Below are 10,538 nucleotides of genomic sequence, written 5' to 3'. Positions count from 1 at the left end.
GAACAGGCGAAATGGCTGGTACTACCAGGGCGCAGAGAGCGAAGTTATCCTAGAGAACTCCGGGCCAGAAGCAGGAAATATCCAGATAAAAAAGTTGCTGGTCACCCTTAAGTGACCAGCATTACCCGGTTGGGTGGCTTTTTTGCTTGATGGCGACCGGAATGGAAGTCTTACCGCCACCGCTGACATCGTGGTTATAGCGTGATGTACTCGTCAACCGCTCATCGTTTCGCGTTGGTCCCAAAGCCAACGCGGCTGTCCGGCGCAGGCGGCGCAAAACATCGGCTATGATTGAAAGACGTGACCGCCACTTTCGAGACGCTCGCTCGCGATAAAGGGGACCGCATCATGACCGACTATGTATTCTACAATCAGATCCTGACCCGGCTGGCCGCCAATCACCCCGGCACGCTGGATGAAAAAACCTACGAACTGTGGAAACAAGACGCCACCAGCTCGCACGCCTTCGCCGATCCTTTCGCCTATCTGAAGGCCAAAGGGCTGATACAGGCCTATGTGATGAGCGACATCGACGAGAGCAACTATGACATCGATCCGCACCAAACGCGGATCACCGCCGCCGGCCTCGAGTTTATCCGCAACGGCGGCTTCAAATAAGGGTGCCAATCGCTGACATACAGATGCGGCGCTCTCACTCCTGCAGCGCTTGAAACTCAACCAAAGAAGGCGCCGTCTCACCTTTGCATGGCGGGTTAACGACTCCGCCGTGCTGGACCAGGCGGGCCATCAAATCCAGCGCATCGTCGGCAGCGGCGGTCTCGTCGTCATTCAGCCCCTGTTCCAGCGAACGTTCAATGGCGCTCATCACCGCCGGAGCGCTGGTTTCTTGCCCCTGCGCCACCACATCCAATACGGCCCTGCCGATCGCCAGACAAAGCTCATGATCAAACTCAACCCGTTTATTCGGCTGCATAATCACCCCAATAAATTTTTTACCCAAGAATACTAGACCACAATGCCGTATCGCGCCTGCCATCGTGCCACAGTGGCGCCTGGCGCGGGGATAAGTGGTTGAAAGGCCCGGTGCTCGGCCAACGGCGGGTTATTAATGCCGCCGCCCCCTCCCCTGATTGACTGAACGTGACCCTCCTCACTCTTTCGCGTTAATAACCACAATTTATTAGCGCCTTTAGATTTAAAACAACTTTCTGCTGCCAACACGGCAGGAAACTGAACGCAGTTAAGTTCAACATTATTAAGGCGTATCTATCATGGATTTCTTTCTGCAATTAGCGGTTATATTGGCATGCCTGCTGTATGGGGCGCGTAAGGGCGGCATTGCGCTGGGGTTGTTGGGCGGGATCGGTTTGATGATCCTGGTGTTCGGTTTTCACCTGCAGCCCGGTAAACCACCGGTGGACGTGATGCTGGTGATCATCGCGGTGGTGGCGGCCTCCGCCACCCTGCAGGCCTCGGGCGGGTTGGACGTCATGCTGCAGATCGCCGAACGGATGCTGCGGCGTAACCCGCGCTATGTCTCGATCATCGCACCGTTCGTGACCTGCATTCTCACTATCCTGTGCGGCACCGGCCATGTGGTGTACACCATCTTGCCAATCATCTATGACGTGGCGATCAAAAATAACATTCGCCCGGAACGGCCGATGGCCGCCAGCTCGATCGGCGCGCAGATGGGCATTATCGCCAGCCCGGTTTCGGTGGCGGTGGTCTCGCTGGTGGCAATGCTCAGCAGTTACACCTTCAACGGCCGCCATCTGGAATTCCTCGACCTGCTGTCTATCACTATCCCTTCTACCCTGTGCGGCATTCTGGCGATCGGCATCTTCAGTTGGTTCCGCGGCAAAGACCTGGACAAAGATCCGGAGTTCCAGAAATTCATCTCGGTGCCGGAAAACCATCGCTACGTTTATGGCGACGCCGCCACCCTGCTGGATCGGGTGCTGCCGCGCAGCAACTGGATCGCCATGTGGATTTTCCTCGCCACCATCGCACTGGTGGCGGTGCTGGGGGCGTTTTCCGATCTACGGCCCAGCTTCGGCGGCAAGCCGCTCTCCATGGTCCTGGTGATCCAGATGTGCATGCTGATGGCCGGGGCGCTGATCGTCATCATTACCCGCACCAACCCGGCGTCTATCTCTAAAAACGAGGTGTTCCGTTCCGGCATGATTGCCATCGTGGCGGTGTATGGCGTTGCCTGGATGGCGGAAACCATGTTCGGCGCGCACCTGGCGCAGATCGAAGCCACGTTGGGCGTGCTGGTGAAAGAGTACCCCTGGGCCTATGCACTGATCCTGCTGCTGGTGTCGAAATTCGTCAACTCGCAGGCCGCCGCGCTGGCGGCGCTGGTGCCGGTGGCGCTGGCGATCGGCGTCAACCCGGCCTATATCGTCGCTTCGGCACCAGCCTGTTACGGTTATTACATTCTACCGACCTACCCCAGCGATCTGGCAGCAATCCAGTTCGACCGCTCCGGCACTACCCGCATCGGCCGCTTCGTGATCAACCACAGCTTTATTCTACCTGGCCTGATCGGCGTCAGCGTCTCCTGCGTCTTCGGCTGGATCCTGGCCGCGGCGTTCGGTTTCTTATGATTTGTACCAGGGAGCCCCGCAGGGCTCCCTGCCACCGGGGTGGCTCCCCAAAGGGGGCGCTATGAAAAGAAAGGCAGTTGCGAATTGCAGGCACAAAAAACCGTTTCTCGGCGGTTGACGACATGGGGCAATCAAGGTGGCGCTTGAAACGCGGTATTCTCCGCCGCCTCTACCTTGCGGGCAATACGGATAAGCACCTGCGCGGCGGCAAACGGGTCTTTTAAATCTACCCTTCTCATGCTCAATAAAAAACCCGCTAGAGCGGGTTCGACGATTCGATATTTAAACTGGCGGAATAAATTTTTTCAATGCTTATCAGAAAGCAGGTCTTTCTTGATCAGCGGTTTGGCAGGGTTCCCGACAACCGTCGCCCCTGCGGGAACACTTTTAGTGACAACAGCCCCCATGCCAACAATAGCGCCAGCACCAATGACAATGGGTTTTTGCTTGCTTCCTTCTTTTATAACCGCTCCTGCGCCAATATATGCATGATCCTCAATTATCACATTCCCATTACATTTCACCCCAGCTGCAAATGTAACGTAATCGCCAATAATACAATCATGAGCGACATAAGAATAAACATTGGCGTAGAAGAAATCACCTATTTTCGCATTGGCACTGACGGTTACGAATGGGCTTAAAATCGTTCCGCCACCAATCTCGGCCGTATCATATATCAACGAGCCTTCACCTTTTACAATGAATGGTGTAGCTCCTGCTATAAGAAACTCTGACGCTATTCTTTCCCTGACTTTGCTATCGCCAATAGCCACGGTAAAGTATTTACCATCAGAGGGTCTTTTAAAGAAATCACTTGGCGATAATACCTTAACGCCATTAACTTCGACATCCATTGAGTTTTCTACAACAAAAAAAAACTCTGTCTTAGAATATGAGGGAAGAGAATTAACCATCCTGACCGCCACAGGCAATACCTCTCTACCACATCCTCCTGCACCGACAATAGCATAACTTTCCATTCGAAGCCTCTCTTAACGACGGGAATAGACATTCGATTAAATTATACAGAACAAATGTAATACCACCAGTAATTATTATAAGGCCGAGAGGTTGCAATGCATTACCCCTTGGTTTTAATAATATGCTTACTCTTGGAAATACCTACGCCATGGGTTCCGCGTGGACACAGGCTCAGAAAGCTATTTTCAGTGCCTACGCGTAGCGGCCTCAGGCCTCACGAACGCGTTGGTGGACTATCGCGGCACGCAACGCTGACTTTCGGCAAACGCTAAACGTGCAGCGCGACAACTAACGGCTCCCTGAAATGCGCCTCAATCGCCAGTCGGGTGTCGGCCATCAATTCACGCGGACCGATCGCGGGGCATATACGGGCGTGATGGCGAACGGATTAAATACCCGCGCAGCCAAAAGCGAGCCGATGAAGATCAAGCGCCGCCGCAAGAAAAACGCCCGCAATTGCGGGCGGTCATGTTGGGCTGTGAAGATCTGCGCGGCCATTTCATGATTTTCAGGCACAAAAAAACCGCCTCTCGGCGGTCTACGACATTACTACTTATTGCTTTGATTATTCGGTATTTTCGTTCCCTGGTACCCGGGGCGGGACTTGAACCCGCACAGCCATAAGCCGAGGGATTTTAAATCCCTTGTGTCTACCGATTTCACCACCCGGGCTCGGGAAAGTTGGAGGCGCGTTCCGGAGTCGAACCGGACTGGACGGATTTGCAATCCGCTACATAACCGCTTTGTTAACGCGCCTTTATTCTGTTTGCCTTTTCAGGCCAAAGCCGGTGATTCACCCACTTCGTTTTGTTCTTTGGCTTCGCGATGTTGAAATCGCTTATCCTAATCACCTGATTCTTAAGTAATTTATTTCATTACTGCCGAATCGATGGACTGCATTATGGACTAAAGCCCCCACCTTGGCAACCCCCCGAAATAGCAAAAAGTTCTCTAACGCTTTCAACTGCTTATTTTGTGGGCTCACTGTTCACAATACCAACGGAAAGGCAAGCGAAATGTTGATTTTATATGCTTCTGCTCAGGAGTTCACGGGCAAATCGGTTCTTTTTTCTCGACGGCAATAGCTTACCCGCGCCCTCTCCGGCTTTTCACTTGCTTACGGCGGTGGGGCACCGAGTAAAACGTCATTATGAGAGGCATCGCGCAATCTCCGGTGCCACCATAAAAACCCGGCGATCGTGCCCGGCAAAATCGCGATCGCACCGAAAATGCGCAGCTCGGCATTCAATAGACCGGGCGCCGCAGCGGACAGCACCGCGCATAACAGTAAAAACCAGCGTAGCCGTCGAATACCGGGATGGACAATGCCGACGAGGGCCCCGACCAGACAGGCAGGCAGGAAGCCGAGTACATAAGAGAATCCCCCCATAAACGCCACCATGCCCAGCATATCGCCGGCCTCGATACGCCCCGGTTCCGCAAGCTCGCCGCTGCCGAACGCCATCAGCAGAAACATGATCACGCCCCCCAACGGCGGGGCAACCAGGCCGAAGAACAGCGCGCATTTAAACGCCGCCAGCCCCCGAGAACGCCATTGGCTGAAAAAGCAGAACACAGTAATTCTCCCGACAGAAGCACGTACTGCCACTCAGCACCAGGTCCTTTGCGACGATACAATGGATAGCGCCGTGCGCCACCTTATTTTTATCCGGCATGGTAAACCTCCCGGCGAATCAAAACACTGCAGTACCCCCTCGACGATATTGGCCACCAACGGTACCTTGCTACTCGTTACGCCACAGATAGCTATTCTCCACCTCAGGCCGCCAGGTTGCGCAACTCTCTTCCGTTCCAAGATTGGCCGAAGTCAAGGGGCTTTCGATGTAAGGCCATGGCGTATTTGGGTTTGACGCCTGCCGAACGAGGATCCTCATCGAAATCACGCCGGAGTGGCTCCAGCTCAGTGGATTCGGAATTTCCGCACAGTAGTTCAACATCGGCCCGAATTCCCCCACTGTTTTCGGCAGGGCAAGATTAACAGATACCGATGCCCCCATTTCGAATGCACGCCTGGTCTTCGCGTACTCCGGTAAGACTACCTCCGCGCGCTGCAAAGCCTGTTGCACACTGGGTTGTTGCCATACCGGCTTCAGCGGCAGCACCAACGTAACCCCATCCAAAAGCGCATCGCGGTGGCTGGCCGGAACATTGAAAACGAGGCGTGTCGGCTGCCGCTCTGAAGCGCCCGCTATGATCTGCGGCCGAACGGTCACCGTGCGGTCTACTATGTCGTCCGCAAAATGCGGTGAGGGATAACATGTCACGCCGGTCATGCAACGCGTAAGTTTTAAAACCCTGCTCTGTTTCCAATAGTGGCCGGTCACTTTTGCCCCCTGGAGCATCCCGGCCAGCGCGGCCTGATTATCTATCGGGCTCGCATACGGGTAACGCAGTGTGTAAGTTTCAACGGTGACGGCGACGTTATCGCCGGCTGCCGATTTCGCGGATATAGACCCCAATATCGCCACTATGACGAACGGCAGAATACAATGCACACTCACGGCCGACCTCCTTGTTATCAAACTCACGGAAATATCCCTTCCTGCCGTCGCTTGTTGATCATCGCCGGACGACAATAACCCTGACAAGCCACTTGGATATTTAGACTATTTGCGAGGAAAGCAAAAGTACATCATGCAAGAAGAAAAATGCGCGATTCTGTTGCTTCGGCATATCGGAACGACAACCAGAAACGTTGTCACTGATAAAGAGGGACGGAGGATGCAGAGAACAGCCAGGAGCAACCGGAACGAAAAAAGGGGCCGAAGCCCCTTTTTCTGACCTGCCGAATCACCGGGATTCAACAAGTTAATGTTTGGAGCGGGAAACGAGGCTCCCAATCATGTTCCAAGTCGTTGATTCAAAAGTGCTTTTTTTCTTCACCTCTGAATCAAGAGACTGGATTATGGACTAATACGCAGACCTTGGCAACCACTTCCGCAAAAAAAAAGATGTAGGGGAGTGCAAAAAGCCTAGCAATGACAACCTCCCTCCGCACGTTGTCAACACGGGTGGGGAAACCTCCCGGAACCATGCAAAAACTTGGCTGGATGGTTGACCACAGCAGCCATCCTAACCTCGCCAGGCCCTTCGATGTAGTCGATGCAGGCAGCCAAGATCTTAGGTGGCCGTCTCAAGTTCTGCTCAACCTACTGGAGCGGTCACTTCAGGGGACTCAGTATCGTGCCCTGGAGTCCTTCTGAACAAGTCTTGTTCAGAGTTCGCGACATTGAACCCACATACGATTAAACAAATAAATTAAATAAATAATCTTCATTTATGATTTGCATCATCACTGCCTGCTATCTCGTACATCACTGATGGATGGCAGGGGAATCCCACATTTCCACCCCATCCATCAAGGAGCCTCCGATGCCGTTCCCCAAGCTTCGCCAAAAAGCCGCATGGTGGCTTTTGCCGGCCTTTCTCGGCGCATCCCTGTCCCACGCAGCCATACGCCACCCTCTCACAGGAACCACCGCTCCCGACTGGACCATCTCCAACAGCTCGACTTTGACGGCACCAGGCATCGACCCCGATGGCAACGGCTGGCTGCGGCTGAATCCACTGGCCCAAGCCCGGGTCGGACGCGCCTTGCAGACCGGCGTCGCCGAGCCGCTAACACCCAGCATGCCCCTGTATTTCGAGTTCGAATATGCATCCTGGGGCGGAAACGGCGCCGATGGGCTTGCAGCCTTCCTGTACGACGCGGATCAGGACATGTCGGGAGCTGGCGGTGGCGGCTCGCTCGGCTATTGCGGCGGTGCCGGTGCCTACCTGGGCATCGGGCTGGACGAATTTGGCAACTTTTCCGGCCCATTAAGGTGCGGCTTTGATGCCGGCGATCCCGCCCGCCTGCAGCACACCCAAAGCGTGGTGCTCCGCGGGCCGCAGGCGGCCAGCTATCCCCTGGTGGCCACCACCAAATATGCGCCAGGCATCGACGTACCCACGGTAACGACCCGCCCGGCCACCACCACGGTGCAGATGCAGCTGCTGCCGATGCCGGCGGGGGGCTACAACGTCACGCTCACGCTGGTGCGCAATGGCACTTCCACGGTCGTGCACAACAATGTCCCGTTCCCCTATGCGGCTCCGGCATCAGTGCGCATCGGCTTTGGCTCGGCAACAGGGAGCAACACCAACATCCACGAGGTGCGCAATGTGGTGCTGGCCAATGTGGATGTGGCCAAGCCCCTCTTGACGCCAACACCCGCGGTGCCGGGCTCGACGGTGTCCTACAAGGTCACGTTCACCAATGACTCGGCTTTTGCAATCCCAGCCGGCAATATCGTCTTCGACGACGCCATTCCAGCCCAGATCGTGAGCCCCACCTGGACTTGCGCCGGCACCGGCTGCCCCAGCCCGAGCGGCTCTGGCAGCATCCAGGCGCTCAACGGCGGCCCGTTTGCCGCCAATGGCCAGGTGGAATTCACCGTTACCGGGCGTCTTGCCGACAACGTCTCCAACGGCCAGGTCATCCCCAACACCGCCACCATCAGCTTCGACCCCAGCTCGCTCTATGCCGGCCCGCAGAAGCAGGCCACCGCCAATGTGACGGCGCAGGTTTCCACCGTTCCGCCCACACCGTCTACCGTGACAGCGGTACCGGCACTCGGCGGCACCGGGCTGCTGCTGGCATCTGCGGGCCTGGGCGCCCTGTCCGCTCGCCGCCGGAAAGAGCGATGCGCTGAGAAACAATGCTCGAACTGAGTTAGGGGCAGCGAAGAGGAGCGGAAACTGTCGGTCAGAAAACTACACCGGCTTTCAGACGATGAGCTGCTTGTTAGATCTGACTTCGTGTTTACCCCATTCGCGCTATTTAACTGGCCCCAATTCAGGGTGATGAAGCAAGAGCGAAAACAGCGTACGAAGCCGTGTTGCAAACAACTTGTTGACATCGATTGAAGAACCCCGGTACGTCTACTCGTAGCCAACGGTTCTTCATCGCCGCGGAGCGTTGCACACTCTGCAAGGAAACTCTCCAGATTTCTCTAGCTTCTCTCTGATCTCATCGGCGAAGCTCGTTCTCCTTGGTGTCTTGGTCGCGCTCTGCCACTTGAGTTGAAGAGCCTTCTGACAAAAACAACAGGGAGCTACACGTGCGTATTCGTCAATTGCAGTATTTCCTGCTCGTTGCAGAAGAGCTGAGTTTTACTCGCGCCGCAGCCCGAGCCCACATCGACCAATCACCACTTTCAAGAACCATCAAAGAGCTCGAAGAGGAGCTCGGGGTGACCCTGTTTGAGCGTAGCAGAGGAAGTATTCGCTTGACCTGGTCAGGTAAGGTGTTCAGCGAGGACGTCAGAAGATTACTCTCTTTCCTCAACAGCATCCGAGCTCGAGCCAAAGCTGCGGAGCACGGATATCGAGGGCATCTGCGCATTGCCTTGAGTGATGGCCTGGCTCAACCTCGCATCGCCGAGTTGCTGGCTCGCTGTCGGGCAGAGGAACCCTTGACCGAAGTACGAGTGATTGAGATGACCGTAGATGAAATGGTTCAAGCGCTCAGATTCGATCAGGTTGATGCAGGTTTCACCGTGCATTCTGGTTACGCCTCAGAAAATCTCGTCAAGGATGCCGTCTGGACAGACCGGCTCGTGTTTGCCATTCCTGCACGGCACCCACTCCTTATCCGCGACAAGGTGCCCTTGAGTGAGGCCATCCAATATCCAATGATCATCTGCCATCCTGATCGTTGTTCGGGAGGATTCGACATCCTCAGCAGAATTTTCCGTAATGCCGGGCTCGAGGAGCCTTTAGTCGCCGAGTACGTTTCTGGACACGAACTGATGATGATGATGGTTGGGGCCGGATACGGCATTGGCCTGGCGTTGAACTCGCAAGTCGCACTTTACAGTCATCCGGGCGTCATCATCCGGCAAATACGCGACGACATTGTTGAGGCAGCTACATTTCTCGTTCGACCGAATCGCCCTTCTTCTCCGGAACTTGAACGATTCGTCCTACGAGCGAAAGATATCGGCACAAAAATCACATAGATGGTTATGCAAAATTTATCTGGATTCAGATGTTATTTGCACAACCTACACGTCATGCAAAAAATGTCTGAATCGAAACGGCATAGGGGTGATACAAGCTCAAGGCTTGCCCCATCCATACATTCGGCATCTCCAACCCACTCCTGCTGGTGATTCCGCTGGGAATCGGCACTGTGGCAGCCAACTACCTCCTGAGCAAGACCATTTTTGTCTAGCTTCGCATGTAAACGTTCTCTGGATTCAATGGCCAGCGGTACTCGTGCAAGCATGCAAACAGCGCAATTGCACCTCATTTCCAACCATCCAAAACTGCCCCTTAATACATTTCAGTGACAAAGGTCAGGTCGAATAAGCAACGCTAAGAATACGGATGGCTGCCATTTCCTATTGTTTCGGGAAAGCCTTGAGTTGCTGCGCCCTAATGCAAGTCACGCCACGTGATACCACTGAGCATTAAGGAGTGACAACAATGTCGCAGAAGAACGAAATAAGCGCCCCGGCTGTCGAGTGCCGTATTCTTCGCCGTCCCGATGTGGAAGCCAAAACAGGTTTCAAACGCGCCCACATCTATAACCTTATGAAGGAGGGGAAATTTCCGAAACCGATTCGCCTCGGAATTCGCGCGGTCGGCTGGGACTCGCTTGAGATCGATCAGTGGATCGCCGAACGCCGTCAAGAGCGATGCTGACCATGTTGGTCATCTCTGTCATCTCAACCAAGGGCGGTGTCGGCAAAACAACGGTCGCTGCGAATTTAGGGGGATTGCTCGCCGACGCAGGACTACGAGTGCTGCTGATTGACGTCGACATGCAACCCACCCTGTCGTCCTATTTGTTAGTACCGATGTAAAAATGACCCACATGCCAATGTAATTCGGACCCACCTGGGGTAAAACTGGCAGTTTTAAGCGAGCTGCCGATGCTAACATTGGAGTTAAGAGTGGAGATTGCTGTTCTTC

At 54.7% G+C, this 10,538-nt stretch carries 11 protein-coding genes and 2 tRNA genes; 6 read left to right on the top strand and 7 right to left on the bottom strand.

Translation table 11 applies throughout. The annotated features are described in order from the left end of the window. Positions 1-348 precede the first annotated feature (348 nt). Positions 349-618, top strand: coding sequence for a hypothetical protein (locus M6G53_RS24415; protein WP_253335093.1), 270 nt, complete (start codon positions 349-351; stop codon positions 616-618). A gap of 34 nt (positions 619-652) precedes the next feature. Here the strand turns inward: M6G53_RS24415 and M6G53_RS24410 are convergent, their stop codons facing one another. Continuing rightward, positions 653-934, bottom strand: a complete 282-nt coding sequence (locus M6G53_RS24410; protein WP_253335091.1) for a hypothetical protein — start codon at positions 932-934, stop codon at positions 653-655. A gap of 298 nt (positions 935-1,232) precedes the next feature. Here M6G53_RS24410 and M6G53_RS24405 point away from each other — a divergent pair, with 298 nt between their 5' ends. Then, positions 1,233-2,573, top strand: a complete 1,341-nt coding sequence (locus tag M6G53_RS24405) for an anaerobic C4-dicarboxylate transporter (protein ID WP_025302367.1) — start codon at positions 1,233-1,235, stop codon at positions 2,571-2,573. 305 nt (positions 2,574-2,878) lie between these two features. Here the strand turns inward: M6G53_RS24405 and M6G53_RS24400 are convergent, their stop codons facing one another. The 6 genes from M6G53_RS24400 to M6G53_RS24375 form a co-directional block, all read right to left on the bottom strand. Beyond that, entirely contained in the window at positions 2,879-3,556 is a 678-nt protein-coding gene (locus M6G53_RS24400) for a NeuD/PglB/VioB family sugar acetyltransferase (RefSeq protein ID WP_253335089.1), read from the bottom strand. A gap of 337 nt (positions 3,557-3,893) precedes the next feature. Further along, positions 3,894-4,073: a hypothetical protein gene (locus M6G53_RS24395; RefSeq protein ID WP_253335087.1), complete on the bottom strand. Its 180-nt coding sequence runs from the start codon at positions 4,071-4,073 to the stop codon at positions 3,894-3,896. Positions 4,074-4,143: 70 nt separating this feature from the next. After that, positions 4,144-4,229: transfer RNA gene (locus M6G53_RS24390), tRNA-Leu, on the bottom strand. Positions 4,230-4,239: 10 nt separating this feature from the next. After that, positions 4,240-4,313: transfer RNA gene (locus tag M6G53_RS24385), tRNA-Cys, on the bottom strand. A gap of 361 nt (positions 4,314-4,674) precedes the next feature. Beyond that, positions 4,675-5,133: a DUF5413 family protein gene (locus tag M6G53_RS24380; RefSeq protein WP_253335086.1), complete on the bottom strand. Its 459-nt coding sequence runs from the start codon at positions 5,131-5,133 to the stop codon at positions 4,675-4,677. Positions 5,134-5,302: 169 nt separating this feature from the next. Continuing rightward, the gene (locus tag M6G53_RS24375; protein WP_253335085.1) at positions 5,303-6,079 is read right to left on the bottom strand and encodes a hypothetical protein; all 777 of its coding nucleotides are present in this window, start codon (positions 6,077-6,079) and stop codon (positions 5,303-5,305) included. A gap of 871 nt (positions 6,080-6,950) precedes the next feature. Between M6G53_RS24375 and M6G53_RS24370 the strand changes: the two genes are divergently transcribed. The 4 genes from M6G53_RS24370 to M6G53_RS24355 all read left to right on the top strand — a co-directional run bounded on the left by M6G53_RS24370 (position 6,951) and on the right by M6G53_RS24355 (position 10,429). Next, positions 6,951-8,291: an L-type lectin family protein gene (locus tag M6G53_RS24370; RefSeq protein WP_253335083.1), complete on the top strand. Its 1,341-nt coding sequence runs from the start codon at positions 6,951-6,953 to the stop codon at positions 8,289-8,291. A gap of 389 nt (positions 8,292-8,680) precedes the next feature. Then, positions 8,681-9,580 (top strand): LysR family transcriptional regulator, encoded by a 900-nt coding sequence (locus tag M6G53_RS24365; RefSeq protein WP_253335082.1) that lies wholly within the window; start codon positions 8,681-8,683, stop codon positions 9,578-9,580. A 469-nt stretch (positions 9,581-10,049) separates the two neighbouring features. Beyond that, positions 10,050-10,268, top strand: coding sequence for an AlpA family transcriptional regulator (locus M6G53_RS24360; RefSeq protein ID WP_253335081.1), 219 nt, complete (start codon positions 10,050-10,052; stop codon positions 10,266-10,268). After that, positions 10,262-10,429 (top strand): ParA family protein, encoded by a 168-nt coding sequence (locus M6G53_RS24355; protein ID WP_436286550.1) that lies wholly within the window; start codon positions 10,262-10,264, stop codon positions 10,427-10,429. Before M6G53_RS24360 ends, M6G53_RS24355 begins: the two co-directional genes overlap by 7 nt. The last annotated feature ends 109 nt before the right edge of the window (positions 10,430-10,538 follow it).

Origin of the sequence: Serratia nevei, assembly GCF_024160145.1 — a bacterium.
Taxonomy (GTDB): domain Bacteria; phylum Pseudomonadota; class Gammaproteobacteria; order Enterobacterales; family Enterobacteriaceae; genus Serratia; species Serratia nevei_A.
This window is presented reverse-complemented; position numbering and strand designations above follow the sequence as displayed.